Genomic DNA, 26994 nt, shown 5'->3' on the forward strand with positions numbered 1-26994 from the left:
TGCGTCATGGGAATCGAAGAGAAACTCCCGTCGGGCATCCTGCTGACGAGCGTGGAGAAACTGTCAAACTGGGCCCGTAAGTCGTCGTTCTGGGGCGCCACCTTCGGTCTCGCCTGTTGCGCCATCGAGATGATGGCCTCCGGCGGGCCGCATTACGACCTCGGCCGGTGGGGCATGGAGGTCTTCCGCGCCTCGCCCCGGCAGGCCGACCTGATGATCGTGGCCGGTCGCGTCAGCCAGAAGATGGCCCCCGTGGTGCGGCAGATCTACGACCAGATGCCCGAGCCCCGTTCGGTGATCTCGATGGGGGTCTGCGCGTCGTCCGGCGGCATGTTCAACAACTACGCCATCGTGCAGGGTGTCGACCACATCATCCCGGTGGACATCTACCTGCCGGGTTGCCCGCCGCGGCCGGAGATGCTGATCGACGCGATCCTCAAGATGCGCGAGAAGGTGATGGCTCAGCCGCTCGGCCCCAACGGTCGCAAGATGCTCGAAGCTCGGCAGGCCGAGGGCCGAGTTCCGATCGTCGCGCCCGGTGCGATGCCGTCGTCCTACCGCGTGGACAAGGTCCGTCGTGAGGAATGGACCAAGGCCGTTAAAGAGGGACGCGAAGAGCAATTGCGGATCGAGAACTGGATGAAGCTCCAGCCGCATTTGCGGGAGGTTCACAAATGAGTATTCAGCCCGGAACTGAGGGTAGCGCTCCGGTGGGTGCTGAATTGGGTGCTCCGGCGCAGACGCCGCCCAGCCCGGATAAGGGCATGTTCGGTGTCCAAGGGACCGGAGACGTCTCCGGCTTCGGTCGCCTTGCCCGCTCCCGACCAGCTGTTTTTGACAGCCCACGGCCGTACGGCGGTTATTTCGACGACGTCTATGACGCGTTGGAAGAAGCTTATCCGGCCCTCTCGGAAGCAATCGAGAAGGTGGTCGTGGATAGGGCGGAGCTCACACTTCACGTACGCGCCGAGCACATCGTCGACGTGTGTCAGGTAATGCGTGATGACGCCTCGCTGCGGTTCGAACTTTGTTCCTCGGTCGACGCCGTGGACTATCTCGGCTCCGATGAGCGCCGTTTTCACGTCGCTTATCAATTGACTTCGATGACCTATCGCCGCCGGGTGCGCCTGGAGGTCGCGGTGGCCGACGGTGTCACCGTCCCGAGCGTCACGCGCGTCTACCCGACCGCCGATTGGCAGGAGCGGGAGATCTACGACATGTTCGGCGTCGTCTTCGCCGGGCACCCGAACCTCACCCGGATCCTCATGCCGGACGACTGGGAGGGCCACCCCCAGCGCAAGGACTATCCGCTCGGCGGCGTTCCCGTCGAGTACAAGGGCGCCGAGATTCCGCCTCCCGACCAGCGGAGGGTCTACCAGTGACCACATCTGAGTACGCGAGCGAGCGCGAGACCACCGAGGGCCGGGTCTTCACGGTCACCGGCGGCGACTGGGAGAGCATCACCTCCACCATCGATCCGCTCAGCAACGAGAAGATCGTCGTCAACATGGGTCCGCAGCACCCGTCCACGCACGGCGTGCTCCGGCTGGTGCTCGAACTGGAGGGCGAGACGGTCACCGAGTGCCGTCCGGTCGTCGGTTACCTGCACACCGGGATCGAGAAGAACCTCGAGTACCGCAACTGGACCCAGGGCGTCACCTTCGTGACGCGCATGGACTACCTCTCGAACATGTCCAACGAGGTGGCGTACTGCCTCGCGGTGGAGAAGCTGCTCGGCATCACCGATCAGATCACCGAGCGGACGAACACGATCCGTGTCATGTTCATGGAGCTGCAGCGGATCGCCTCGCACCTGGTCTGGCTCGCCACCACCGGCATGGAGCTGGGTGCGATCTCGATGATGCTGTACGGCTTCCGCGAGCGGGAGTACATCCTCGACATCTTCGAGGAGACCTCCGGCCTGCGGATGAACAACGGCTACATCCGTCCGGGCGGTCTGGCCCAGGACCTTCCGGAGTCTGCGGTCCGCAAGATCCGCGACTTCCTGAAGTACCTGCCGAAGAAGCTCAAGGAGTACGAGGCCATGCTGTCCGGCCAGATCATCTGGCAGCAACGGACGCAGGGCGTCGCCGTGCTCGACGTGACCGGGTGTCTCGCTCTGGGGATCACCGGCCCGGTGCTGCGCTCGGCCGGCCTCCCGTGGGACCTGCGCAAGACCATGCCGTACTGCGGGTACGAGAACTACGAGTTCGACGTGCCCACCGCGACGACCGCTGACGTCTGGGGCCGGTACCTGGTCCGGGTGGCGGAGATCCGGGAGTCGCTCAAGATCGTCGAGCAGGCTCTGGACCGCCTCAAGCCCGGCCCGATCTGGATCGAGGACAAGAAGATCGCGTGGCCGGCGCAGCTCGCGCTCGGCCTGGACGGGCTCGGCAACTCGCTGGAGCACGTCGCCAAGATCATGGGTCAGTCGATGGAGTCGCTCATCCACCACTTCAAGCTCGTGACCGAGGGCTTCCGGGTCCCGCCCGGCCAGGTCTACATCGCGATCGAGCACCCGCGTGGCGAACTCGGCGTGCACGCGGTCTCCGACGGTGGCACCCACCCGTACCGGGTGCACTACCGCGAGCCGAGCTTCGTGAACCTCCAGGCCATCCCCGCGATGGCCGAGGGCGCTCTGCTGGCCGACGTCATCGCCGGCGGCGCCTCGCTGGATCCCGTGATGGGTGGGTGTGACCGATGACAACGGTGGAATTCTCGCCGGCCGCCGAGCCGCTGGCGGCGAAGCTCCTCGAACCGGCGCTGGAGATCCTGGCCCGGTACCCGGCCGGCCGCGAGCGCTCGGCGCTGCTGCCGCTGCTGCACCTGGTGCAGACCGAGGAGGGCCACGTCAGCCCGAACGGGGTGGCGTTCTGCGCCGACATCCTGGGCATCAACAAGGCCCAGGTCGGCGCGGTCGCGACGTTCTACACCATGTACAAGCGCCGGCCCACCGGCGAGTACCTGGTCAGCGTCTGCACCAACACCCTGTGCAACGTGATGGGCGGCCAGGAGGTCTACGACGGGCTGGTCGAGCACCTCGGTGTCGGCCACGACGAGACCACGGCCGACGGCAAGATTACGCTGGAGCACGCCGAGTGCCTGGCGGCCTGTGACTACGCGCCGGTGGTGACGGTCAACTACGACTTCACCATCGACCAGGCGACCCCGGAGAGCGCGGTCGAGCTGGTCGAGAAGCTGCGCCAGGACGAGCGGCCGACCCCCTCCCGTGGCGCCCGGATCTGCTCGCTGCGTGAGATGCAGTACCAGCTGGCCGGTTTCGCCGACCCGCGTGAGGGCGCGGTCGGTGACGGGGTGGCCGGTGCGCCGACCCTGCGCGGGGTGCGTCTCGCCCAGGAGCACGGTGTCGCGGTGGCCGGGTTCGACCCGGACACCCCGATCACGAAGACCAAGCCGGCCCGGGACGAGAGCGCGCTCCCGCCCCGCACCGACGAGGCGGCCAAGCCGATCGAGGCCAAACCCGAGGGCAAGGTCGCCTCGGTGGTCAAGAAGGCGGCGACAGCGGTCAAGAGCGCTGCCGGGGCGGTCGCCGACAAGGTGGGGGAGCACCGGCACGCCGGTCGTACCACCGACACCGGCGACGTCAAGGACCCGGAGGTACGCGCGGCGGAGTCGCGCAACCCCACCGGCGACACCCCGGGCGATCCGGCGGCGACCTCGCCGGCGCCGAGCAATCCCGCCGAGCGGGCCGGCGTGGCGAGCAACCAGCCGGCCGGCGACGGCAAGCCGGCCGGCGACACCGAGCGGGGCGAAAGCATCGTCACCGAGCGCAACGCCGAGCAGAAGCAGGCCACCGTCGACCCGAATCCCGGGTGGCAGAACGTCCCGCGTGGCACCGAGGAGGAGAAGTGACCCAGCCCCGGCCGGAGGTCCTTCAGAAGCTCACCCCCGTACTCACCAAGCGCTGGCTGTCGCCGGACGCCTGGCAGATCGGGGTCTACGAACGGCTCGACGGCTACCTCGCGCTGCGCAAGGCGCTCGACGTGCACCCGGACGACCTGATCCAGCTGGTCAAGGACTCCGGACTGCGCGGCCGCGGTGGCGCCGGCTTCCCGACCGGGCTCAAGTGGGGCTTCATCCCCCAGGGCGACGGCAAGCCGCACTACCTGGTGATCAACGCGGACGAGGGCGAGCCGGGCACCTGCAAGGACCTGCCGCTGATGACGTACGACCCGCACTCGCTGGTCGAGGGCGCGATCATCGCCTCCTACGCGATCCGGGCCAACCGGGCGTTCATCTACATCCGTGGTGAGGCGGTGCACGCCGCCCGGCGGCTGCGCAACGCGGTCCAGGAGGCGTACGCCAAGGGGTACCTCGGCAAGAACATCCTGGGCTCGGGATTCGACCTCGACCTGGTCGTCCACAGCGGCGCCGGCGCGTACATCTGCGGTGAGGAGACCGCCCTGCTGGACTCGCTGGAGGGCTTCCGCGGGCAGCCTCGCCTGCGCCCGCCGTTCCCGGCGATCGCCGGCCTCTACGCCAGCCCGACCGTGGTCAACAACGTCGGCACCATCGCGAGCGTGCCGTACATCGTGCTGGGCGGCGCGGACTGGTGGAAGAGCATGGGCACCGAGAAGTCGTCGGGCCCGATGATCTACTCGCTGTCCGGCCGGGTGGTCAATCCGGGCCAGTACGAATGCGGCCTCGGCATCACCCTGCGCGAGCTGATCGAGCTGGCCGGCGGCATGCAGCCCGGCCACAACCTGAAGTTCTGGACGCCGGGCGGCTCGTCGACACCGCTCCTCACCGCCGAGCACATGGACACCCCGATGGACTTCGAGGGTGTCGCGGCGGCGGGGTCGATCCTCGGCACCACGGCGATGCAGATCTTCTCGGACCAGGACTGCCCGGTCTACAACACGTGGCGGTGGCTGGAGTTCTACCACCACGAGTCGTGCGGCAAGTGCACCCCGTGCCGCGAGGGCAACTACTGGATGGTCCGCACCTACCGGCGGATCCTCGCCGGGCACGGCACCGTCGCCGACCTGGACACCCTCCAGGACACCGCGGACAACATCTTCGGCCGGTCCTTCTGCGGCCTCGGCGACGGCGCGGCCACGCCGGTCGTGTCGACGCTCAAGTGGTTCCGGGACGACTACCTCGGCTACATCGAGGGCCGCACCGCGCCGCGGCTCTCCGAGAAGTCCCTTGTAGGAGCACACTGATGACCGACGTTCAGAAGAGGGCCGACACCGTAACCCTCACCATCGACGGGGTCGAGGTCACGGCAGAGAAGGGCGAGCTGGTCATCCGGGTCGCCGAGCGGATGGGTGTGGCCATCCCGCGGTTCTGCGACCACCCGTTGCTCGCCCCCGCCGGCGCCTGCCGGCAGTGCCTCGTCGAGGTGGAGGGCCAGCGCAAGCCGGTCGCCTCCTGCACCCAGACGGTGGCCGAGGGCATGGTCGTGAAGACCCAGCTCAGCTCGCCGGTCGCGGCCAAGGCGCAGGCCGGCGTGATGGAACTGCTGCTGATCAACCACCCGCTCGACTGCCCCACCTGTGACAAGGGTGGCGAGTGCCCGCTGCAGAACCAGGCGATGAGCACCGGCCGGGCGGACTCCCGCTTCAAGGAGGAGAAGCGGGAGTACCAGAAGCCGATCCACATCTCCAGCCAGGTACTGCTCGACCGGGAGCGCTGCGTGCTCTGCCAGCGCTGCACCCGGTTCTCCGAGGAGATCGCCGGCGACAAGTTCATCGACCTGATGGACCGCTCGTCCGGTGAGCAGATCAACGTGTACCGGGACGACTTCTTCGGCGGCGACGGCACCGGTGACGGTGAGGTCGGTGACGGCGAGGGCGACGTTCCGTTCAACTCGTACTTCTCCGGCAACACCATCCAGATCTGCCCGGTCGGGGCGCTCACCGGCGAGCAGTACCGGTTCCGGGCCCGCCCGTTCGACCTGGTCTCCTCGCCGAGCGCCTGCGAGCACTGTGCCTCCGGCTGCGCCCAGCGCACCGACCACCGTCGCGGCAAGGTGCTGCGCCGGCTGGCCGGCGACGACGCGGCGGTCAACGAGGAGTGGAACTGCGACAAGGGCCGCTGGGGTTTCCGCTACGCCACGGCCACCGACCGCATCACCACCCCGCTGATCCGGGACGCCAAGACCGGCGAGCTGCGCGAGGCCGCCTGGAGCGAGGCGCTCCTCGCGGCGGCGGAAGGGCTCAGGGCCGCGCAGGCGCGCGGTGTCGGGGTACTTCCGGGTGGCCGGCTCACGGTCGAGGACGCGTACGCCTACGCGAAGTTCGCCCGGTCCGTCCTCGGCACCAACGACGTCGACTTCCGGGCCCGGCCGATCCGGGCCACCGGCTCGGCGATCGCCGCGACCGAGGAGGCCGACTTCCTGGCCGCCGCCGTCGCCGGGGTCACCGACGTCACCTACGAGCAGGTCGAGCACGCCCCGTCGGTGGTGCTGGCCGGGCTCGAGCCGGAGGAGGAGTCACCGATCCTCTTCCTGCGCCTGCGCAAGGGCCACGTCAAGGGGAAGCTGCGGGTGACGGCTGTTTCGCCGTACCTGAGCCGGGGTCTGGAGAAGCTCGGCGCCGCGCTCGTCGCGGCAGTCCCCGGTGACGAGGCGCGCATCCTCGCGTCCGACTCCGTGGTGGCGGGAGCGCTCAGCGCGCCCGGTTCCCTGCTGATCGTGGGCGAGCGCCTGGCCACCGTGCCGGGTGCGCTCAGCGCGGCCGCGGCCCTGGCCGCCCGCACCGGCGCGAAGCTCGCGTGGGTGCCCCGCCGGGCCGGTGACCGCGGCGCGATCGACGCCGGCTGCCTGCCGAACCTGCTGCCCGGCGGCCGTCCGGTCACCGACACCGCGGCCCGTGCCGAACTGTCGCTGGCCTGGAAGGTCGGGCCGGGTGTGCTGTCCGGCGCGCCCGGACGGGACACCGACCAGATCATCGCGGCAGCCGCGGACGGCACCCTCGGTGGCCTGCTGGTCGGCGGCGTGGACCCGGCCGACCTGGCCGACCCCAAGCTGGCCGACGAGGCGCTCGACGCCGTTCCGTTCCTGGTCAGCCTGGAGATCCGGCAGAGCGCCGTGACCCGCCGGGCCGACGTGGTGCTGCCGATCGCACCGGCTGTCGAGAAGGCCGGCACGTTCATGGACTGGGAGGGCCGGCTCCGGTCGTTCGACGCGGTGCTGAAGAGCCCCGCGATGACCGACGGCCGTGTGCTCGAGGCGATCGCCGCCCTGCTGGACGTCACCCTGAACACCGGGGACGTCATGGCGATCCGCCGCGAGCTGGGTGGTCTGCCCGGCAGCACGGTGGCCCGCCCGGCTGTGCCCGCCGCCGACGCCACAGGCGTGGCCCTGCCCGGTGAGCACGAGGCGGTCCTGGCCACCTGGCACCAGCTGATCGACCTGGGTTCGCTGCTCGACGGTGACGAGGTGCTGGCCGGCACGGCCCGGCCGCCGGTCGCGCGGATCGGCAAGGGCCTGGCCGAGTCGCTGAAGGTCGCCGACGGTGACCTGGTCACGGTCAGCACGATCCGTGGCTCGGTCACGCTGCCGGCCGCGATCACCGACCTGCCGCCGCGGGTGGTGTGGCTGCCGACGAACTCGCCGGGCTCGACGGTCCGGCGCAGCCTCGGGGTCACCGCCGGCGCGGTCGTCAAGCTGACGGCCGGCGTTCCCGGCCCGATTCTCGCCGAGGGGGCGGCCCGATGAATGAGTTCGTTCTGGCGGCGACCGCCGTCGACCCGACGCTGGAGACGTTCGAGAACGACATCTGGTGGATCTCGCTGATCAAGCTGGTCGGCCTGTTCGTCGTACTCCTCGTCCTGACGCTCTTCACGATCAACTTCGAGCGCAAGGTCGTTGCCCGGATGGCGGTCCGGCCGGGCCCCAACCAGGTGGGCTGGCGCGGATACCTCACCTCGCTGAGCGACGGCATGAAGCTGCCGTTCAAGGAGGAGATCATCCCGAAGACCGCCGACAAGGTGGTCTACTTCATCGCCCCGGTCATCTCGGCGACGGTCGCGTTCACGGCCTTCGCGGTGATTCCGTTCGGCGGCGTGGTCAACATGTTCGGCCAGCAGACCGCGTTGCAGCTCGCCGACGTGCCGGTCTCGGTGCTGGTGCTGCTCGCCTGCTCGTCGATGGCCGTCTACGGTGTGGTGCTGGCCGGCTGGGCGTCCGGCTCGACCTACCCGCTGCTCGGCGGCCTGCGGTCGAGCGCGCAGATGATCTCGTACGAGGTCGCGATGGGTCTGTCGATCGTCGCGGTGTTCATGACCGCCGGCACGATGAGCACCTCGCAGATCGTCAAGGCGCAGGCCTCCGGCACCCCGGTGGAGCTGTTCGGTTTCGAGGTCACCGCGCCCGGCTGGTACGCGGTGCAGCTGCTGCCGAGTTTCATCATCTACCTGATCGCGGCGGTCGGTGAGACCAACCGGGCCCCGTTCGACCTGCCCGAGGCGGAGTCCGAGCTGGTCGGCGGCTTCCACACGGAGTACTCGTCGTTCAAGTTCGCGCTCTTCTTCCTCGCCGAGTACATCAACATGATCACCGTCTCGGCGTTCGCGACCACGCTGTTCCTGGGCGGATGGCGGGCTCCGGCTCCCATCACCACGTTCTGGGAGGGCGCCAACTCCGGCTACTGGCCTCTGCTCTGGTTCTTCGGCAAGGTGTTCATCCTGCTCTTCGGCTTCGTCTGGCTCCGCGCCACGCTGCCTCGGATGCGTTACGACCAGTTCATGCGCTTCGGGTGGAAGGTGCTGATCCCGGTCAACCTGATCTGGATCCTGATCCTGGCCTTCTTCAAGGTCGCCCGCAGTGGGGCGATCTCCGACCAGGCCCGATGGATCACGACCGGTGTGGTCGCGGTGCTGGTTCTGGCGATCGCCTGGGGCTGGCCGTCGCCGAAGAAACCGAAGCAGCTTTCCATCGAGGAGGAACTGCATCAGCGGCCGCCGGGAAGTTTCCCGGTCCCACCGATGGATCTCCAGGTACCGCCGAGCCCCCGCGCCCGCCGAGCCGTGGCCGATCGCGCCCCGGCCACCGTCCCCGCATCCGTGGACGGCGAGCCCGAAACGAAGGAGGTGTGACGTGGGCACGTTCACCGGCTCCTTCAAGGGTTTCGGCGTGACCTTCGCGCACATGTTCCGCAAGGTCATCACGACCGACTATCCGTTCTCACCGCCGAAGCCGGCGCCGCGCTACCACGGGCGGCACATTCTCAACCGGCACCCGGACGGCTTGGAGAAGTGCATCGGCTGCGAGCTGTGCGCCTGGGCCTGCCCGGCCGACGCGATCTACGTCGAGGGCGGCGACAACACCGACGAGCAGCGGTTCTCGCCGGGCGAGCGGTACGCGAAGATCTACCAGATCAACTACGCGCGCTGCATCTTCTGCGGTCTGTGCATCGAGGCCTGCCCGACCCGGTCGCTGACCATGAGCAACGAGTACGAGCTGGCCCGCGACAACCGGCAGGACCTGATCTTCACCAAGAAGGAACTGCTGGCCCCGCTGCTGGAGGGCATGGAGCAGCCGCCGCACCCGATGCGGCTGGGCGAGACCGACAAGGACTACTACATCGGTGCGCTCACCAACCCGGGCACCTCGATCGGCGCGGAGCGGGCGCCGTGGGCCGATTCGGCCACGCACGACGCCTCCGAGCCCGAGGAGCACGCGGCCCGGCCGGAGACGGCGGGCACGGTTCGCCGGGAGGGTGCGGCATGACCGCGGTATCCACCGGCGAGCAGGTCGCCTTCTGGATCCTCGGATCCCTCGCGGTGATCGGCGCGCTCGGCATGGTGCTGGCCCGTAACGCGGTGCACTCCGCGCTGTGGCTGGTCGTCACGATGCTGAACCTCGGGTTCTTCTACGTGATCAACTCGGCGCCGTTCCTCGGCTTCGTGCAGATCATCGTCTACACCGGCGCGATCATGATGCTGTTCCTGTTCGTGCTGATGCTTGTCGGCCGGGACGCGTCCGACTCGCTGATCGAGACACTGCGGGGCCAGCGGATCGCCGCGATCGTGCTCGGCGTCGCCTTCGCGGCCCTGATCGGAACCGGTCTGGCCCGGTCGCTCGGGAGCAGTGAGACGGCCGGCCTGGACGCGGCCAACCAGTACGGCAACGTGCAGGGCCTCGCCTCGCTGCTGTTCACCCGGTACGTCTTCGCCTTCGAGGTGACCTCGGCGCTGCTGATCACCGCCGCGGTCGGCGCCATGATCATGGCGCACGTCGAGAAGGCCAAGGAAGACGCCCGCGACCAGGTGACCCGGATGAAGGAGCGCTTCCGTCCGGGCAACTACCCCGGTCCGAAGCCCGGCCCCGGCATCTACGCGAACACCATGTCGGTCGCCGCGCCGGCCCGCCTGCCGGACGGCAACGGCGCTGAGCGGAGCATCTCGCCGATCCTTCCGGTTCGCGAGTTGACGGCTGACGAGGCCGCGCCGAAGGGAACCGAGAAGTGACTCCTGATTACTACCTGGTGCTCTCGGTGATCCTGTTCACCATCGGCGCCGCCGGTGTGCTGGTCCGCCGCAACGCGATCGTCCTGTTCATGTGCATCGAGCTGATGCTCAACGCGGCGAACCTGGCGCTGATCACCTTCAGCCGGATCAACGGCGGCCTCGACGGCCAGATCATCTCGTTCTTCGTGATGGTCGTCGCGGCTGCCGAGGTCGTGGTGGGCCTCGCCATCATCATGTCGATCTTCCGTACGCGACGCTCCGCGAGTGTCGACGACGCCAACCTCCTCAAGTACTGAAAGGGGCACTCACGTGGAACTGGAGTTCGCCCCCGCGGAGGGGGTGCTGAGCAACATCTGGTTGCTCGTGGCCATCCCGCTGGCCAGCGCGGCGATCCTGCTGCTGCTGGGCAAGCGGGCCGACAGGTGGGGACACTGGCTCGGCGTCGCCTCGGTGGCCGCGTCGTTCGTACTCGGCCTCGTCTTCTTCTTCGCTCTGTCCGGTCTGGACGCCGCGAGGCGTTCGGCCGAGCTGAGTCTCTGGGACTTCATCGTCGTCGGGGATCTCAAGGTCGACTTCGGCCTGCTCTTCGACCCGCTGGCCGGTGTCTTCGTCCTGCTGATCACCGGTGTCGGGTCGCTGATCCACCTGTACGCGGTCGGGTACATGGAGCACGACCCGGGCCGGCGCAGGTTCTTCGCCTACTTCAACCTGTTCGTCTCGGCGATGTTGCTGCTGGTCCTGGGCAACAACTACGTGATGCTCTACTTCGGCTGGGAGGGCGTCGGTCTGGCGTCGTACCTGCTGATCTCGTTCTGGTACACCAGGCCGTCGGCGGCGACCGCCGGCAAGAAGGCGTTCCTGATGAACCGGGTCGGCGACGCCGGCCTGGCGATCGGCATCTTCCTGATGTTCACCGAGCTGGGCAGCACGCAGTACGACGACGTCTTCAACGGCGTCGACTCGCTGGCCGCGAGCACGATCCTGATCATGGGCATCCTGCTGCTGCTCGGTGCCTGCGGTAAGTCCGGCCAGTTCCCGCTGCAGGCCTGGCTCCCGGACGCCATGGAGGGCCCGACCCCGGTCTCCGCCCTCATCCACGCGGCGACCATGGTCACCGCCGGTGTCTACCTGATCGCCCGGTCCAACCCGATCTTCTCGGCGAACACCACGCTGCAGCTGATCGTGGTCAGCATCGGCGCGATCACCCTGCTGATGGGCTGTCTCATCGGCGCGGCCAAGGACGACATCAAGCGGGTGCTGGCCTGGTCGACGGTCTCCCAGATCGGCTACATGTTCCTCGGCGTCGGGCTCGGCGGCGGGGCGTACGCGCTGGCGATCGTCCACCTGCTGGCACACGGCTTCTTCAAGGCCAACATGTTCCTCGGGGCCGGCTCGGTCATGCACGGCATGCACGACCAGGTCGACATCCGGCGGTTCGGCGGCCTGTCGAAGCACATGAAGATCACCTGGCTGACCTTCGGTACGGGCTGGCTCGCGATCATCGGCATCCCGCCGCTCTCCGGCTACTTCTCGAAGGAGCCGATCATCGCGGCCGCCTTCGAGCGTGACGTGGCCTGGGAGTCGTGGGTCTTCGGGATGGCCGCCCTGATCGGCGCCGGTCTGACCGCGTTCTACATGACCCGTCTGTTCGTGCTGACGTTCCACGGCCCGGCCCGCTGGACCGAGGACAACCAGCACCCGCACGAGTCTCCGGCGATCATGACGATCCCGCTGATCCTGCTGGCGATCGGTTCGGTGGGGGCGGGCGCGCTCATGGCCAGCACCGTGCCGGACTGGCTGACGCCGGTCCTCGGCGGAAGCGAGGGCGAAGCGCACGGCGTGCTGTCGCACACCGTCATCACGATCCTGTCGCTTCTGGTAACCGTGCTCGGCGCGGGCCTGGCCTGGGCGCTGTTCCGTAAGGGGACGGCGCTCGAGCCGGAGCCGGCCGGGGTCCTGGTCACCGCGGCGCGGCGCAACCTCTACACCGACGCCTTCAACGAGGCGGTCTTCGAGCGGCCCGGCATCTACCTCACGCGGGCGCTCGTCTTCCTCGACAACCGTGGGATCGACGGCCTGGTCAACGGCATCGCGGCCGGCGTCGGCGGTGGTTCCGGCAGGCTGCGCCGGCTGCAGACCGGCTTCGTCCGCTCGTACGCCACGTCGATTCTCACCGGCGCCATGCTCGTGGTCGGCGCCTTCATCGCGATCCAACTGGGGTGGTTGGCGTGAAAGACTTCCCGTTCCTTTCGATCCTCACTCTGTTGCCCCTGGTGGGTGCGGGTGTGGTCGCCTTCATCCCGCGCAAGAAGGCCGAACTGGCCAAGCTGGTCGCACTGATCTGGTCGCTGCTCGTCCTGGTGCTCAGCGTCTTCATGTGGGTCGCCTGGACCGTCAAGGACGGCGAGCGGTTCCAGTTCCGTGAGTCGTACACCTGGATCCCGGCCTGGGGCGCGAACTTCACCTTCGCGGCCGACGGCATCGCACTCGTCATGCTGATGCTGATCGCGATCCTGTTCCCGGTCGTCATCCTGGCGTCCTGGAACGACGTCGACCAGAGCACCCGGTCGGCGCCGGCCTACTTCGCGCTGCTGCTGTCCTTCGAGTTCACGATGATCGGGGTGTTCGCCGCGGCGGACATCTTCCTGTTCTACGTGTTCTTCGAAATCATGCTGATCCCGATGTACTTCATCATCGGGTCGTTCGGCACCGGCCAGAAGCAGTACGCGGCGGTCAAGTTCTTCCTCTACAGCCTGGTCGGCGGCCTGTTCATGCTGGCCTCCGTGATCGGGCTGTGGGTGCTCGGCGGCAAGACGTTCGACTTCGTCGAACTGATGAAGGCGACCGGCTCGATCGACACCGACACCGCGCGGTGGCTGTTCCTCGGCTTCTTCGTGGCGTTCGCGATCAAGGCGCCGTTCTTCCCGTTCCACACCTGGCTGCCGGATTCCGGTGGTGCCGCTCCGGCGGGTGCTGCCGCGCTGCTGGTCGGCGTGATGGACAAGGTCGGAACGTTCGGCATCCTGCGCTACTGCCTCTCGCTCTTCCCGGAGGCGTCGAAGTGGTTCGCTCCGGCGGCCATGGTCCTCGCGGTGATCGGCATCATCTACGCGGCCCTGCTGGCGGTCGGCCAGAACGACCTGAAGCGCCTGGTGTCGTACACGTCGATCGCGCACTTCGGCTTCATCGGCATCGGCATCTTCGCCTTCACGACGCAGGCGGGCACCGGCGCGGTGCTCTACATGGTCAACCACGGGCTGGCCACCGGCCTGCTGTTCATCGTGGTCGGCATGTTCGTGGCCCGGCGTGGATCGTCGCTGGTCAGTGACTTCGGCGGGGCCGGCAAGCTGGTCCCGGTGCTGGCCGGCGTGCTGTTCTTCGCCGGTCTCGCCTCGCTGGCGCTGCCCGGCACCGCCCCGTTCGTCAGTGAGTTCCTGGTGCTGATCGGCACGTTCAGCACCAACCCGGGCTACGCCGTGGTGGCGACGCTCGGCATCGTGCTGGCCGCGGCGTACGTGCTGTGGATGATCCAGCGGACCACCCAGGGCACGCTGAACCCGGCGCTGGCCGAGGTGCCGGCCATGTCGAAGGACATCACCCTGCGCGAGAAGGCGGTCGTGGCACCGCTGATCGCGCTCCTGCTGGTGCTCGGCTTCTACCCGAAGCCGGTCACCGACGTCATCAACCCCGCGGTGGAGGCGACGATGCAGGACGTCGGCAAGGAAGACCCGGCCCCCACCGTGGTGGCTGACGGAAAGGCAGGCGGCTGACCATGGATCCCCTGAAACTGCCCCCGATCGACTACGGGGCACTGCTGCCGATGCTGATCCTGTTCGGTGCGGCCTGCCTCGGCGTTCTCGTCGAGGTGGCGGTCCCGCGCCGGGCGCGCAACGTGGTCCAGCTGTCGCTGGCACTGCTCGCCGTCGTCGCGGCACTGGTCGCGGTGGTCATGGAGCGTGGCACCCGGACCGTCACGATCGGCGGCGCCGTCGCCGTGGACGGCCCGACCCTGTTCCTGCAGGGCTCGATCCTGGTGCTCGGCGGGGTGTCGCTGCTGCTGATCGGGGACCGTTCGATCGAGCGGGGTGGCGCGTTCGTCTCCCAGGCGGCGGTCACCGTCGGATCGCAGAAGGACATGAAGCAGGCCGGCGGCCAGCCCGGTGCCACCGAGGTGTACCCGCTGAGTGTCTTCGCGCTCGGCGGCATGCTCCTCTTCGTGGCGGCGAACGACCTGCTGACCATGTTCGTGGCGCTGGAGGTCTTCTCGCTGCCGCTGTACCTGCTGTGCGCGCTGGCCCGTCGCCGGCGGCTGCTCAGCCAGGAAGCCGCGCTCAAGTACTTCCTGCTCGGCTCGTACGCCTCGGCGTTCTTCCTGTTCGGGGTGGCCTTCATCTACGGCTACGCGGGCGGGATCCAGCTGAGCGTGGTGCACGAGGCGGTCTCCAACCCGCAGCGCAGCTCGGTGCTGCTCTACGCGGGCCTGGGCCTGGTCTCGATCGGTCTGCTCTTCAAGGCCGCGCTGGCCCCCTTCCACGTGTGGACGCCGGACGTCTACCAGGGCGCGCCGACACCGATCACCGCGTTCATGGCGGCCTGCACCAAGGTCGCCGCGTTCGGGGCGTTGCTGCGGGTCCTCTACGTGGCGTTCGAAGGCGTGCGCTGGGACTTCCAGCCGATCCTCGGCGGCATCGCGGCGCTCACCATGTTCGTCGGCGCGGTCCTGGCGGTCACCCAGACCGACCTGAAGCGCCTGCTGGCCTACTCGTCGATCGCGAACGCCGGCTACCTGATGGTCGGTGTGCTCGCGCTCAACCCGGAGGGTCTGAGCAGCACGATGTTCTACCTGGTGGCGTACGGGTTCTCGGTGCTCGCCGCGTTTGCGATCATCAGCCTGGTGCGCGACTCGGAGGGCGAGGCCACCCACCTGTCCCGGTGGGCCGGCATCGGCCGGAAGAGCCCACTGCTCGCGGGCGTCTTCACCTTCATCCTGCTCGCCTTCGCCGGTATCCCGCTGACCAGTGGCTTCACCAGCAAGTTCGCGGTCTTCGGAGCGGCGATCGAGGGTGGGCAGACCTGGCTCGTGATCTTCGGCGTGATCACCAGCATGCTACTGGCGTTCCCGTACCTGCGGGTCGTCGTGCTGATGTGGCTGTCCGAACCGGGCGAGACGACCCCGGCCGTCTCCATCCCGGGGTTCCTCACCTCGGCGGTGCTCGGTCTGGGCCTGATCGTGACGGTGGCGCTGGGTGTCGCACCGGCGCCGCTGATCGAGCTGACCCAGCAGGCGGCGGAATTCGTCCGCTGATTCTGATCAGTGCGTGAAGGCCCCGGCATCCCTCGGGTTCAGGGATGCCGGGGCCTTCGTCGTTGCCGGGTTCCGCCACGGGTTTCTCAGCGACCGGTTCGAGCAGATCGGCGAGGTCCGGGTGCGGCTGTCCTACCTGGACTTGTCGATGACTCCAGTGACCGATTCCTACCACCCCACGACTGAACGTCACGACCACTCCGCCGGGTGCGGCGCCACAGCCCGCAAGAGCCGAGGGCCACTACGAGGCGATGCCCGCAAGGCCACGGAGCCGGCTCCTCCGGCCGTCCCGCACGCCGGGTGCCGGGCGGTCCGTTCCAGGGCTCGTGAGCGCCGCTGCGGCCGTACCGCTGGTGTCGGATTTTTGATCTTGTCGCGTGCCACCCTGGGACTGAAAGCGACAGACCGGTATGGCAAGGTGAAAGCGTGGTGAGCACCGGTGATTCGACCCCGCGCGAACTCGCGCTCTCATCGCTGGGCCTCGACGTCGATCCCGTGATGGACGAGTCGGTGTCTGCGACGCTGGCCGCTGTGGAGGTTGCCCTCCGCGGCCATGTGGCCAGCGCCGATCCGTTGGTGGCCGAGGCTGCCAGGCATCTGGCCGACGCCGGTGGCAAGCGGTTCCGGCCCTTGCTCGTCGCGCTCGGGGCGCAGTTCGGGGACCCGTCCTCATCCCGGATCGTCGATGCGGCGAACGTGGTGGAACTGACCCACCTGGCGACCCTCTACCACGACGACGTCATGGATGAGGCGCTCGTCCGGCGCGGGGCGCCCAGCGCGAACGCGCGCTGGGGCAACTCGGTGGCCATCCTGGTCGGCGACTACCTCTTCGCCCAGGCCGCGGACCTGGCCGCGACGCTCGGGACCGAGGCGGTCCACCTGCAGGCGCAGACGTTCGCACGGCTGGTGCACGGCCAGATCGCCGAGACGGTGGGTCCGCGCGGCACCGATCCGATCGATCACCACCTGCACGTCATCACCGAGAAGACCGCTTCCCTGATCGCGACGGCGGCCCGCTTCGGCGGCCTCTTCTCCGGCGCCCGGCCGGAGTACGTGGAGGCGCTCGCGGGTTACGGCGAGGCGATCGGCATCGCCTTCCAGCTCTCCGACGACCTGTTGGACATCGCGAGCGAGTCGGTGCAGTCCGGCAAGACGCCCGGTACCGATCTGCGCGAGGGCATCCCGACATTGCCGGTGCTCTACGCGCTGGCCGGCGACGACACCGACGCCTCCGCGGTCCGGCTGCGGGAACTGCTGTCGGCCGGCCCGCTCACCGACGACAGCCTGCACGCCGAGGCGCTCACGTTGCTGCGCGAATCCGCGGCGCTGAAGCGGGCCCGCGAGACCGTGCGGAGCTACGCCGAGGACGCCAGGGCCCGTCTGGCACCGCTGCCCGCCGGCGAGGCGAAACGGACGATGGAGGCGCTCTGCAACTTCATCGCCGACCGGACCGGCTGAGTCCGCGACCTGACCGGCTGAGTCCGCGGGCCGGCTTCGCTGCGTAAGCCCGGCGGACCGGCCGGGTGCCGGGAAGACGGATATCGAAGCAACCTCCACCGTGGTAGGCATTTGCAGCATTTTCCCTGGTGGAGTCGATGTTGCGTGTCCGGGACCATCCGGGTCCCGATGCGGACAGTCCCATTGATCACACGCGCTGTGTAAATCGACCGTGATCCACTCCTGTTTGGCATTCCTTCCGAGGCCGATTGTTCATATGGTGTAAGTCCCTGGCCTCGGAGGTAGCTGTGCGTGACCCCCTAGCGGAGCCGTCAGATCTCATCCGGAGCGTGTCGCGTGCCCTGCGCGTGCTGGAGTCCGTGGGCCGGGCTCCGCGCGGGCTGACCGTGAAGCAGATCGCTCGCCGATGCGAGTTGACCGTCGCCACGACGTATCACCTCGTCCGGACCCTCGCCTACGAGGGCTACGTGATCCGTCGGGAGGACGGCACGTACATCGTCGGGCTGGAGATCGCCGATCGGTACCGCGAACTGGTCTCGGCCTTCCGCGGCCCGCCCGCCGTCGGTGAGGCGCTGCGCCGGGCTGCCGTCGACAGTGGATACAGCCACTACCTGGGCCGGTTCGTCGGCGGGCGGATAGCCGTCACCGCGTCCGCCGAGGGCGCCCGGTCCCCTTTCATGGACGACGTGGCACCCGGCTTCGACGAGGGCGGACACGCCACCGCACTCGGCAAGGCACTGCTCGCCACGCTCACCCCGGACCAGCGGTCGCGTTATCTGCGTGACTACGGGATGCGCGCCTTCACCCCGGCCACCCTGACCACGCCCGAGGCGCTGGAGGCCGACCTGACCGCCGGCGAACGGCGCGGCATGCAGATCGAGATGGGCCAGTTCCGGCAGGGCCTGGCCTCCGCCGCGGTGGTCGTCGTCTCCGACCGCGACATGGAACGACGCCTGGTTTTGGCCTGCTCGATGCCGGCCGCGGAGATGCTGACCTCGGCACGTGTGGTCCGGGCCAAGCTCACCGCGGCCGCCCGCAACGTGGCGGAAGCCCTGTCCGGCGGGGAGTCGGCAACCGCCTGAACGGATGGTCGCTCTCCGGATCCGGGCCGCCACGGCATGAGGTGGGGGTTCAAGGAGTCGTTGAACCTTAGAGCCTGATGCCGCGTACCAGAGACCGGGAGCAGTAATCCGGTGGGAGGCGGTACGGATGCGTTGCGAGGACGGGCACGACGACGCCGCCTACGTCCTCGGCGCGCTGTCGCCGATCGAACGGGCCGCGTACGAACGGCACCTGGCGGCATGCTCGTTCTGCCGTGAGGCGGTCGCCGATCTGGCCCTCGTGCCGGACATGCTCGACCGGCTCGACGCGGAAGAGTTCGCCAAGCTGCTCGACCCCAGCCTGTCGTCGCTGTCCCGGCCGGCGCACGCACCCTCGCTGAAGAAGGTGCGGGCGCGTCCGATCCGGATCGTCAGCTCGGCCGTGGCGCTCGTGCTGTTCCTGATGATCGGGGGCGGGCTGGCGTACTGGGGGTTCACCGCGGGGGAGACGTCCGCCCCACCGCCCGGACCCGCGGTCGCCATGACCCGGGTCGACCCGGGCTCGCCGATCTCCGCCACCATCCGGATCACCAGCACCGGTGCCGGCAGCCGGGTCGAGATGGAGTGCGCCTACTCGCCGACGGCCAAGCCGTACACGTTCCGGCTCGTCGCCTACGGACCCGACGAGCAGACCGAACAGCTCGGCTCCTGGCTGGCCCAGCCGGGCAAGGAGTTCCTGCTTCCGGCCGCCACCCACTTCACCGAGGGCAGCCTGTCCCGGCTCGAACTCGTCCGATCCGACGACCGGGTGATGCTCGCCTACGAGCCGCCCAGCTAGACGGTCTGGGGCGTCGCGTTCGCCGCCCGGATGCGGGCCGCGGCCCGGGCATTGCGGATGCCGTCCCCGGTGAACAGGATCAGAGCGAGCCAGACCAGACCGAAACCGGCGAGCCGGGCCGGCGGCATCGGCTCGTGGTAGATCAACACGCCCACCGCGAGCTGGAGGATCGGCGCCACGTACTGGAGGATGCCGAGACCGGCCATCGGCACCCGGTTGGCGGCGCCGGCGAACAGCAGCAGCGGGATGGCGGTGAGGACTCCGGCCACCAGCATCAACACCGTGTGCAGCACCGACACGTGGCCGAACTCGGCGCCGCCGGACAGGTTGAGCCACGTCAGGAACACCAGCGCGGGCAGCATCAGCACCGCCGACTCGACGAACAGGCCCTCGGCCGGGGGCAGCGACATCCGCTTCTTGATCAAACCGTAGCTGCCGAACGAGGCGGCCAGGATGAGAGCGATGTACGGCAGCCGCCCGTAGTCGACGGTCAGGATCGCCACGGCCAGCGCGCCGATCCCCACCGCGGCCCACTGCAGCGGCCGGAGTCGTTCACCCAGCACCGTCACACCGAGCAGGATGACCAGCAGCGGGGTGATGAAGTAGCCGAGAGCCGTCTCCACCACGCGGGACGAGTTCACCCCGTAGATGTAGGTGCCCCAGTTGACGCCGATCAGGACGGCGGCAAGTGTGACACCACCGAGCAGCCGGGGCGTACGGATCAGGCGCCACAGGAAACGCCAGTTGCGTGCCACGGTCAGCAGCAGTGCCACGAAGACGACCGACCAGACGACCCGGTGCGCCAGGATCTCGAGCGGCGGGGACGGACGCAGGTGCTTGAAGTAGATGGGAAAGAAGCCCCACATGACGTACGCCGTGAGGCCGTACACGTACCCGCGCCGCTCGTCACTCATGCCCCTACGGTAAGGGGAGGAGCGTGATCCGGTCCTTGCGACTATGAAGCAGGTCACGAGGCCAATTCCGCCTCACTGGTCTGCTTCAGGCTGTCAGTCGTTGTCGGGGACCAGCATGTTGAGCAGCCAGCTCACAACGCCGACGAGCAGTGCACCGAGCACCGCGGGCAGCACCCCGTCCACGTGGAACGCCAGGTCCAGCTGATCGGCGATCCAGCTCGTCAGCAGCAGGAGCAGGCCGTTGACCAGAATCGCGACCAGGCCCAGCGTGAAGACGTACAGGCCGCAGCCGATGGTTTTGATGATCGGTCGCAGAACCGCGTTGACCAGTCCGAAGATCACCGCGACGGCGAGCAGCGTCCCCGCCTTGGTGGTCGTGGATTCGGAGTTCAGCTCGATGCCGTCGATGACCAGAGTCGCGATCCACAGCGAGACGGCCGTGATCACCAGCCGGATGAGGATGCCCATGGCCGGGAATGGTGCCATGGCCCGTCCACCAGTGGAAACGACACCCCGCGATCTTTTTGAGATCTATGCCGGAGTTAAGGATCAGTGACGGGCGGAATCAGCGGCGAACCGGCTCACCGATCAGGCTCTGCTCGATCGGGGTCTGTGAGAACACCGCCCAGCGGACCGCCCGCCGGTTGATCACCGCAACCATGTCGGTACGCATCCGCGGGAAGTACGTCGCGGTCTCGCCCAGGCCCAGGGTGCCGCCGAGCAGGGTCGCCTCGGCCTGCGTCAGCCGCTGCAGCACCACCACGTCGGCCTCGGTGGCGTGCGGCAGATCGGCGGCGCCGAACTCATCCCTGACCACCAGGGTCGTCTGCCAGCCCGCATCCCTGGCCGGCTCCGGTCCGCCGGGCGCCGATCCGGTGTCGAGAACCGTCAGGGTCGGCTGCCGCACCGATCCGGCCGGAGCGTCGAACGGCCGGCCCGGTGGCAGGATAGTGATCGCCTCACCCGGATTGGCCGCGCCCCGCACGAACGGTTCCCACGCGTGCGGCCGGGTGGTCCGGACCAGGACCCGGGCCCCGGTCGCCATCGCCCGGAACACCAGCAGCTGAGCCCCCGGCAGCCCACCGACCAGCAGCGCCCGCGTCGGCTCCGGCCGGAACAGGCGGATCAGAACCGGCGCACCGCTCTGGTTGCGGCCGATCATCAGGCCGGCCGGGCTGAGGGGCAGCTCGGGAGCGCCGATGGCCCGGCCGTCCATGGCCTGCCCGCCGAGCGGCAGGGTCGCGGCCAGGCTCGGCAGCTGCGCGCCGTCCTGCCGGCTGATCCGGATCCGGTCGGCGGAGAGCTGGCTGCGCAGCGCCCGGATCGCCGTCTCCAGCCCGGTGGCGTCGGGGGCGGCGAGACGCACGAACAGACCCTCCGGGGTCAGGGAGATCGTGGTGGCGGCCGCCGGCAGATGCAGGATCCGGGTGATCAGATTGCCGTTGAGATCGGCATCGGACGCCGGGCGGCACCGGAAGGTGGCCTGCACCAGACCGCCCAGGCGCAGGCCGGACCAGCTTTCCTGGGCGCTGTCGGTGCCGCTGCCAGTGTCCGCGTTCGCCAGGTCGGCGATCGCCCGGAGGGCGGCGACGTCACCCAGCGGGCGCGCCATCGACGGCCCGAGCCGGCGGGTCAGGCGACGGGTCAGGCCGGCCAGGCTGCGGTGCAGCTCCTCGTCCGACCAGCCGCCGGCACGGGAGACCCGCAGCGCCAGCACGGCGCGGAGATGGCCGAGCGAGCTGCCCTCGGCGAGGGTGCGGTAGGAGCTCTGCGCCGGGCCGGTACCACCGCGGGAGGTCGGCGCGGACACCGCGCTCAGCACCAGCTGGACCCGCAGCCGGGGCTGGTCGCCGACAGCCTGGTCGCGGCCGGTGGCGTGCAGCAGGGCCGCGAACGAAGGGATCCGGGACGCCTCGTCGGCCGGATCGCCGAGCTCGATCAGGACCGTCAGGCCCGAGTCGTCGGCGAGTGCCGCCGCGGTGCCACCGGGCAGATCCAGGGGCGTCAGGCGGACCCGGGGCGCCGCGTAGACGAGCAGGGCGGTGGGACTGTTGATCGTGGCGCTCCGGCGACGACCGGCATAACGGACCGCGACCCCGAGCCACTCGAAGGCCCATCGGCCGCGCAGCCGGAGCCAGGTCAGCGCGAGCAGAACGGCCGCACCCGCCACGGCCGGGACCAGAGCCAGTCCGCCGACCGCCAGGCCGGTCAGGATCAGAACCGCCGCGACCTGGGTGGCGACGATCTGCTCCGGACGGGCGCCGAGCAGCCGGCCGCCCCGGCGCGGGCGGATCAGGGACTCGGCCATCGGGACCGCGACCTCGGTGCTCACGATCCGCCCCTCTCCGTCACCCGGGTCCATTCACGCTCATGCGCGGCTCATCGTAGGGCAGTTATCCACAGCTCGGCTGCCCGGACCGGACAGTTATCCACAGGTTGCCGGTGCGGGGCAGACGAGGCTCGTACCGGACGGCTAACGTCGTCGCTGTTGTGTCGCGGCGGGCGGTGTGCCCGATCGTGAGCGGCTAACCTGGTGGCCCGCGTCGATGCGTGCGTGGTCTACAACGGATCAGATTGCGAAAGGGGTGACGTCCAGATGTCGCAGACTGAGAGCCAGTCCGCACAGATGGCGAGTACCGCCAACGAGTTCGACCGGATCAACGGCTCGCTGCAGAACATGCTCAGTCAGCTGATGACCGAGTTGTCGATGCTCAGCGGGGCCTGGAAGGGTCAGGGTGCCAGGGCGTTCGATGACGTCAAGATCCGCTATGCGAACGACCTGAAGCGGCTCAACGAAGCCCTCGCCGAGACCGCGCAGGGTATCCGCACCTCCGGTGCGAGCTACGAGCGTTCCGACGCCGAGGCCGCGTCCAGCATCGGCCGGACCGGCGGCCAGTTCACCCTGCCGCTCTGACCTACCGGAGGAAGTCATGAACGACGGTCACCTGCTCGTCAACTTCAACGCGCTCGACCAGGCCCGCATGGAAATCGCCAAGGCGGTGAACAAGCTCACCGCGGACCTGGAATACCTCGAGGGTGAGGGCAAGAAGCTCCTTGGGACCTGGTCCGGCACGGCTCAGCAGTCCTACGAGGCCCGCCAGAAGCAGTGGCAGGCCGCCTCCCAGGATCTGCAGATCATCCTGACGGAGATCGGGTCGGCGCTCGAGCGGTCGAAGGACGACTACCACGACACCGAGCGGGCCGCGGCCCAGCGGTTCCAGTAACCCGATACGCGAGCCGGGTCGCCCGTTCGCGTAGATGGCTTCGCCGGTTCCCGCGGTTACCATCGGTTGTTTGGTGATCACATCTAGCTATCGGTGCCTGCCCGCGGGGCCCGGACGGCCTCTCCTCATAGGTGCCGTCGGTCCAACCTTACGGTCAGCATGCCGCCGCCCATTGTGATTGTGGCCTGACCTTGTAGGTTATACGCGTTGAGTAGGCTCGTTGACACGCGTGGGGAGAGGTGGACGTGTCCGAGTGGGAACCGGCTACGGACGCCGAGGTTGCGATGCGCGATGCGTTGCGCACCGACGACCAGGAGTCCTACTTCCGCATTCTCGCCGGTGTCGACCTTCTGTTACCGGTTTCCGCTGACGTCCTGGCCGGCACCGCGCCGATGGGCTGGGGAACGTGGAGCACCGGCGGTCGCACCCACGTGCTGGCGTTCACGTCGAACGCGGCGCTGCAAGCGTGTCTTGCCGACTATTCGGGTTCGGCGCGCCGCGTGCCGTATTCGGAGCTCGCGAACACCTGGCCGAACCTCGAGTGGTGGCTTGCCGTCAACCCCGGGCTCCCGATCGAGGGATATCTACCGGCCTGGTTCGTCGCTCAGCTCGCCCGTGGTGACCTGAGGCTGCCAACCCGCGGTCCCGGTCGTGAGCCCCACGGCGCCTCCAAGATCCAGGAGCTCGGTGCGGCCGCCCTCGCGGCGAGCCGGAACGGTGACAGTGCAGTGGGTGGCCCTACCTACGACCCGGCCACGGCCGGTGCGCCGGCTGCCGCGGCCGCCCGGCCGCTCTCCCCGGCCCCGGCGGCGGTTCCTGCGCCGGCTCCGCAACCGGCTGCCCCGGTCGCGCCCGCTGTCGCTCCGATCCCGCCGGTCGGCAACACGCCACCGATGGGTCCCGGTGGCCTGCCGATCCGTACCCCGAGCGGCACCTCGCCGAGCGGCCTGCCGGTCCGGAGCCCGGTCGCCCCGGCCGCGTCCTCCGCGTACCAGCCCCCGACTCCGGCCGCCTACGCTCCTCCGGCGATTCCGTCCGCCGATGTTCCGCGCAGCCCGGCTGCCCCGCCCGCTCCGGCCGCGCCTCCGCTGCCGAGCCGGGGCAGCGGCGCCGGTTCCGCGATGGCGACTCCCGGGTGGGACAAGCCGGTTGTGCCCTTCCGTCCGGAGGAGGACCCCCGCGGCCCGCTTCAGGACCTGAGGGCGCCGCTGCCGGTCCGCACCCCGATGGCGAACACGCCGCCGGTGCCGGAGCACGTCGCCCCGTACAACCCGGCCGAGGCCCTCGTCGACCCGAACTGGGCCGGCAAGCAGAGCCGGAAGCCGGCCGGTGCCCCGCCCGCTCCGCCCGCCGCATCTGCCCCGCCTGCTCCGCCCGTCGCGCCGGCCGGCCCGGTCTCCAGCGGCGCTCTGCCCCGGCGGCAGCCGGGTCAATCCACCGGCGGCGGATCGATGTCGAGCATGGCGGGATTCGTGCCGGCCGCGACCAACGCGGCGAACACCGGCGGCAACGCCACCCCGCCGCCGCCCGCCATCCGCCCCGCCACTCCGGCGCCCGGTGCTCCGGGCAGTGGGTTCGACACTCCGGCAGCGGCGCCGGTGTCCGGGTACGGTGGTCCGTCCTCGGCCCCGGTGTCCGGTTTCAGCGGTCAGTCCTCGGCTCCCGTCTCCGGTCTCGGTAGTCCCTCCCCGGCTCAGGAGTCCGGGTTCGGTGGTCCCTCTCCGGCTCAGGGATCCGGGTTCGGTGGGCCGGCGCCCGTTTCGGGCCTCGGCGGCCACAGCGGCCAGCCGGTGAGTCCCGCCGTGCCGCCGGTACCGTCCGCGCCTCCGCTCGCCGCCGCACCGCCGCCCGTGCCCCCGCTCTCCGCCGGCCCTCCGCTCTCCGCCTCCGGTTCCGGTGGGCCCGCCGGCACCCTGCCGCGTCGCCAGGTGACCCCGCCGTCGGAGCGTCCGCCGTCGATGGCCGCCGCCGCCCAGGCGCTCGGCGCCCGGCCTCCGGCGACCGAGCAGGCCCCGCCTGCCTGGGACCGTGCGGCGCCGCCGCCGAGCGCCGACCGCTTCGGCCCGTCCGGGCCCGCACCGTCGATAGCCCCGCGCACCGAGGCCGACTCTCCCGCCGCGACGACCATGACGAACCTGCTGCCCCCGGTGATCCCGGGTACCTCCGGTGCCGGCCGTGGCGCGGAGCCCTACCCGTCCGGCCCGGGCTACGGCTCGGCGGTGCCGACGTCGTCCGCGGCCCCGGCCGCTCCTGCGCTGCCCGCTCCGGGCCCGTCCTACGGCCTTCCGCCGCAGGGCAGCCCCGCGTCGGCGTACGCGACACAGTCGCTGGCCGGCTCACCCTTCGCCACCCAGGTACTGCCCGTGGCGACCGGCGGTTACACCCCGGCGGGAGCGACCAACCTCGGTGTCTCCGGCTCGGCCACCGGTTCGCGCGGTCCGGCCTCCGAGGAGTTCGTCCCGGCCAACGATGTCGAGCGCGAGCTGCAGGACGCTGCGGACACCGGCAACAACGACGTCTTCCTCTCCACGCTGCTGCTGGCACAGGTCCTGGTGCCGGTCGCCAGCCACTCCCGTCCGGGCAGCGCCCCCGGCGAGTCCGGCTTCGCCTTCCTGCCCGAAGACTTCGGCGGCGAGCGCTTCCTCATCGTCTTCACCAGCAAGGACCGGCTGTCCGAGCACTTCGGCGAGCCGACCCGGACGGTCGGGGTCCGCTTCTACGAGCTGATCCGTAACTGGCCCGACCCGGCCTGGTCGTTCGCGGTGAACCCGGGCACACCTGTCGGCGCGAAGTACCCGGGCGCCCAGATCATCGCTCTGGCCAACTGGGCCACCGAGGCCGGTCTCGGCGCTGAGCCCGTCGAAGCGCCCGCTTCCGACGCGCAGGTCACCCCGGTGCCGGCGCCCGAGCCGGCCAGCGACGAGGCCCAGCAGGCCACCGTCATGCAGAAGACGATCGCCGCCGAGCAGGTCGACTACTACCTGGAACGGGGTTACGACCGGGTCGCCGGATTCGTGCACCGGGCCTCCGAGGTCGAGCACCTGCGCACCCCTGGCGAGCTGTTCGGTGCCCTCGGGCTCTACTTCGACTCGTCGCCGTTCCAGCCGGACGCCAAGGAAGCGTTCGTGCTGCGCTGGCCGGCGTACCGGCCGAGCCTCTACCGCATCCCCTACGGCGGGCAGAACGAGCAGGCCCTGCGTGCCATGGACGGCTGGGTGATAGAGCGTCCGCCGTTCCGCGGCAACGGTTTCGCGCCTGGCGAGGGTCGTGACGTCATCGCGGAGTTCAAGGTGGACAGTGTCCGGTTGCCGCACGGCGCCCAGCTGTGGAGGATCGACGCGGACGGCAACGAGCGGATGATGGCGATCTTCAACGCGGACGGCCCGCAGTGGCGCCGGGTGGGTGAGCAGTGATGCGCGACGGTTACGTGGTCACCTGGCAGGGCCGGGAGTACGACGCGGCTCCCGACGGCGACAAGGTCCGCATCTACGCCGGCAGTCCCGCCGAGGGCTTCCACGAGGCGAAGCCGGGCCGTTACGTCCGGGTGCTCGAACCCGACGAATACGACGACATGGCGTACGTCCGCACTCTCTGCACCTGGCGTGGGGAGCCGTTCATCATCCTCGCCGAGGCTGACTCCTGGCTGCGGCTCGAGTACACCGGCGGACGAGCGCCGGTGGCCCGGCAGTTGGGCCTCGAGGAGTTCGACTATGGCGTCTACCAGGGATGGGCACCGGCCCACGAGGTTCGCGACCGCTACGAACACCGGATCTGACTC

Annotated in this window: 23 protein-coding genes; 20 read left to right on the forward strand and 3 right to left on the reverse strand. The window is 69.4% G+C overall.

What is annotated here, in order from left to right; all coding sequences use genetic code 11:
• Positions 1 to 6 precede the first annotated feature (6 nt).
• From AB0G04_RS20965 to AB0G04_RS21040, 16 genes are all read left to right on the forward strand, one after another.
• Entirely contained in the window at positions 7 to 678 is a 672-nt protein-coding gene (locus tag AB0G04_RS20965; RefSeq protein ID WP_360984931.1) for an NADH-quinone oxidoreductase subunit B family protein, read from the forward strand.
• Positions 675 to 1382, forward strand: a complete 708-nt coding sequence (locus AB0G04_RS20970) for an NADH-quinone oxidoreductase subunit C (RefSeq protein ID WP_360984933.1) — start codon at positions 675 to 677, stop codon at positions 1380 to 1382. Before AB0G04_RS20965 ends, AB0G04_RS20970 begins: the two co-directional genes overlap by 4 nt.
• A complete protein-coding gene (locus tag AB0G04_RS20975) occupies positions 1379 to 2704 on the forward strand; it encodes an NADH-quinone oxidoreductase subunit D (RefSeq protein ID WP_360984936.1) in 1326 nt (441 codons plus the stop codon). Before AB0G04_RS20970 ends, AB0G04_RS20975 begins: the two co-directional genes overlap by 4 nt.
• A complete protein-coding gene (gene nuoE / locus AB0G04_RS20980) occupies positions 2701 to 3873 on the forward strand; it encodes an NADH-quinone oxidoreductase subunit NuoE (RefSeq protein ID WP_360984939.1) in 1173 nt (390 codons plus the stop codon). Before AB0G04_RS20975 ends, nuoE begins: the two co-directional genes overlap by 4 nt.
• The gene (nuoF, locus tag AB0G04_RS20985) at positions 3870 to 5186 is read left to right on the forward strand and encodes an NADH-quinone oxidoreductase subunit NuoF (RefSeq protein WP_360984942.1); all 1317 of its coding nucleotides are present in this window, start codon (positions 3870 to 3872) and stop codon (positions 5184 to 5186) included. Before nuoE ends, nuoF begins: the two co-directional genes overlap by 4 nt.
• On the forward strand, positions 5186 to 7684 hold the full coding sequence (locus AB0G04_RS20990) for an NADH-quinone oxidoreductase subunit G (RefSeq protein WP_360984945.1): 2499 nt from the start codon (positions 5186 to 5188) through the stop codon (positions 7682 to 7684). The genes nuoF and AB0G04_RS20990 overlap by 1 nt, the downstream gene beginning before the upstream one ends.
• Before the next feature lie 11 nt (positions 7685 to 7695).
• A complete protein-coding gene (gene nuoH, locus AB0G04_RS20995) occupies positions 7696 to 9063 on the forward strand; it encodes an NADH-quinone oxidoreductase subunit NuoH (protein WP_360985408.1) in 1368 nt (455 codons plus the stop codon).
• A gap of 1 nt (position 9064) precedes the next feature.
• Positions 9065 to 9697: an NADH-quinone oxidoreductase subunit NuoI gene (gene nuoI / locus AB0G04_RS21000; protein WP_360984949.1), complete on the forward strand. Its 633-nt coding sequence runs from the start codon at positions 9065 to 9067 to the stop codon at positions 9695 to 9697.
• Positions 9694 to 10437: an NADH-quinone oxidoreductase subunit J gene (locus AB0G04_RS21005; RefSeq protein WP_360984952.1), complete on the forward strand. Its 744-nt coding sequence runs from the start codon at positions 9694 to 9696 to the stop codon at positions 10435 to 10437. The genes nuoI and AB0G04_RS21005 overlap by 4 nt, the downstream gene beginning before the upstream one ends.
• Entirely contained in the window at positions 10434 to 10733 is a 300-nt protein-coding gene (gene nuoK, locus AB0G04_RS21010) for an NADH-quinone oxidoreductase subunit NuoK (RefSeq protein ID WP_360984955.1), read from the forward strand. Before AB0G04_RS21005 ends, nuoK begins: the two co-directional genes overlap by 4 nt.
• A gap of 13 nt (positions 10734 to 10746) precedes the next feature.
• Positions 10747 to 12669, forward strand: a complete 1923-nt coding sequence (gene nuoL, locus AB0G04_RS21015; RefSeq protein WP_360984958.1) for an NADH-quinone oxidoreductase subunit L — start codon at positions 10747 to 10749, stop codon at positions 12667 to 12669.
• Positions 12666 to 14207 carry an NADH-quinone oxidoreductase subunit M gene (locus tag AB0G04_RS21020; protein ID WP_360984960.1) on the forward strand — a complete coding sequence of 514 codons (1542 nt, stop codon included), beginning with the start codon at positions 12666 to 12668 and terminating at the stop codon, positions 14205 to 14207. The genes nuoL and AB0G04_RS21020 overlap by 4 nt, the downstream gene beginning before the upstream one ends.
• A gap of 2 nt (positions 14208 to 14209) precedes the next feature.
• Positions 14210 to 15742: an NADH-quinone oxidoreductase subunit NuoN gene (gene nuoN / locus AB0G04_RS21025; RefSeq protein ID WP_360984963.1), complete on the forward strand. Its 1533-nt coding sequence runs from the start codon at positions 14210 to 14212 to the stop codon at positions 15740 to 15742.
• 498 nt (positions 15743 to 16240) lie between these two features.
• Positions 16241 to 17200 carry a polyprenyl synthetase family protein gene (locus AB0G04_RS21030; protein WP_360985411.1) on the forward strand — a complete coding sequence of 320 codons (960 nt, stop codon included), beginning with the start codon at positions 16241 to 16243 and terminating at the stop codon, positions 17198 to 17200.
• Positions 17201 to 17487: 287 nt separating this feature from the next.
• Positions 17488 to 18282, forward strand: a complete 795-nt coding sequence (locus AB0G04_RS21035) for an IclR family transcriptional regulator C-terminal domain-containing protein (RefSeq protein ID WP_360984966.1) — start codon at positions 17488 to 17490, stop codon at positions 18280 to 18282.
• 127 nt (positions 18283 to 18409) lie between these two features.
• A complete protein-coding gene (locus AB0G04_RS21040) occupies positions 18410 to 19078 on the forward strand; it encodes a zf-HC2 domain-containing protein (RefSeq protein WP_360984969.1) in 669 nt (222 codons plus the stop codon).
• On the opposite strand, the gene rarD is transcribed toward AB0G04_RS21040, so the two are convergent.
• From rarD to AB0G04_RS21055, 3 genes are all read right to left on the reverse strand, one after another.
• Positions 19075 to 19992: an EamA family transporter RarD gene (gene rarD, locus AB0G04_RS21045; RefSeq protein ID WP_360984972.1), complete on the reverse strand. Its 918-nt coding sequence runs from the start codon at positions 19990 to 19992 to the stop codon at positions 19075 to 19077. The genes AB0G04_RS21040 and rarD overlap by 4 nt on opposite strands.
• A 93-nt stretch (positions 19993 to 20085) precedes the next feature.
• On the reverse strand, positions 20086 to 20460 hold the full coding sequence (locus tag AB0G04_RS21050; RefSeq protein WP_360984975.1) for a phage holin family protein: 375 nt from the start codon (positions 20458 to 20460) through the stop codon (positions 20086 to 20088).
• Positions 20461 to 20557: 97 nt separating this feature from the next.
• Complete coding sequence (locus tag AB0G04_RS21055; RefSeq protein WP_360984978.1) at positions 20558 to 22324, reverse strand: type VII secretion protein EccE; 1767 nt, start codon at positions 22322 to 22324, stop codon at positions 20558 to 20560.
• Between the two features lie 264 nt (positions 22325 to 22588).
• Between AB0G04_RS21055 and AB0G04_RS21060 the strand changes: the two genes are divergently transcribed.
• The 4 genes from AB0G04_RS21060 (at position 22589) to AB0G04_RS21075 (ending at position 26991) form a co-directional block, all read left to right on the forward strand.
• Positions 22589 to 22906 carry a WXG100 family type VII secretion target gene (locus AB0G04_RS21060; RefSeq protein WP_360984981.1) on the forward strand — a complete coding sequence of 106 codons (318 nt, stop codon included), beginning with the start codon at positions 22589 to 22591 and terminating at the stop codon, positions 22904 to 22906.
• Positions 22907 to 22922: 16 nt separating this feature from the next.
• On the forward strand, positions 22923 to 23216 hold the full coding sequence (locus AB0G04_RS21065) for a WXG100 family type VII secretion target (RefSeq protein WP_360984984.1): 294 nt from the start codon (positions 22923 to 22925) through the stop codon (positions 23214 to 23216).
• A gap of 245 nt (positions 23217 to 23461) precedes the next feature.
• A complete protein-coding gene (locus tag AB0G04_RS21070; RefSeq protein ID WP_360984987.1) occupies positions 23462 to 26629 on the forward strand; it encodes an SseB family protein in 3168 nt (1055 codons plus the stop codon).
• Positions 26626 to 26991 carry a hypothetical protein gene (locus AB0G04_RS21075; protein WP_360984990.1) on the forward strand — a complete coding sequence of 122 codons (366 nt, stop codon included), beginning with the start codon at positions 26626 to 26628 and terminating at the stop codon, positions 26989 to 26991. Before AB0G04_RS21070 ends, AB0G04_RS21075 begins: the two co-directional genes overlap by 4 nt.
• Positions 26992 to 26994 lie beyond the last annotated feature (3 nt).

Source organism: Actinoplanes sp. NPDC023801 (assembly GCF_040639655.1).
In the GTDB taxonomy this organism is placed as follows: domain Bacteria; phylum Actinomycetota; class Actinomycetes; order Mycobacteriales; family Micromonosporaceae; genus Actinoplanes.

Excerpts from the sequence above, each read along its gene's own strand:
- AB0G04_RS20965 (WP_360984931.1), top strand. The coding sequence starts at position 7 with ATGGGAATCGAAGAGAAACTCCCGTCGGGCATCCTGCTGACGAGCGTG.
- AB0G04_RS20970 (WP_360984933.1), top strand. The coding sequence starts at position 675 with ATGAGTATTCAGCCCGGAACTGAGGGTAGCGCTCCGGTGGGTGCTGAA.
- nuoE (WP_360984939.1), top strand. The coding sequence starts at position 2,701 with ATGACAACGGTGGAATTCTCGCCGGCCGCCGAGCCGCTGGCGGCGAAG.
- AB0G04_RS20990 (WP_360984945.1), top strand. The coding sequence starts at position 5,186 with ATGACCGACGTTCAGAAGAGGGCCGACACCGTAACCCTCACCATCGAC.
- AB0G04_RS21005 (WP_360984952.1), top strand. The coding sequence starts at position 9,694 with ATGACCGCGGTATCCACCGGCGAGCAGGTCGCCTTCTGGATCCTCGGA.
- nuoN (WP_360984963.1), top strand. The coding sequence starts at position 14,210 with ATGGATCCCCTGAAACTGCCCCCGATCGACTACGGGGCACTGCTGCCG.
- AB0G04_RS21030 (WP_360985411.1), top strand. The coding sequence starts at position 16,241 with ATGGACGAGTCGGTGTCTGCGACGCTGGCCGCTGTGGAGGTTGCCCTC.
- AB0G04_RS21040 (WP_360984969.1), top strand. The coding sequence starts at position 18,410 with ATGCGTTGCGAGGACGGGCACGACGACGCCGCCTACGTCCTCGGCGCG.
- rarD (WP_360984972.1), bottom strand. The coding sequence starts at position 19,992 with ATGAGTGACGAGCGGCGCGGGTACGTGTACGGCCTCACGGCGTACGTC.
- AB0G04_RS21050 (WP_360984975.1), bottom strand. The coding sequence starts at position 20,460 with ATGGGCATCCTCATCCGGCTGGTGATCACGGCCGTCTCGCTGTGGATC.
- AB0G04_RS21060 (WP_360984981.1), top strand. The coding sequence starts at position 22,589 with ATGTCGCAGACTGAGAGCCAGTCCGCACAGATGGCGAGTACCGCCAAC.
- AB0G04_RS21065 (WP_360984984.1), top strand. The coding sequence starts at position 22,923 with ATGAACGACGGTCACCTGCTCGTCAACTTCAACGCGCTCGACCAGGCC.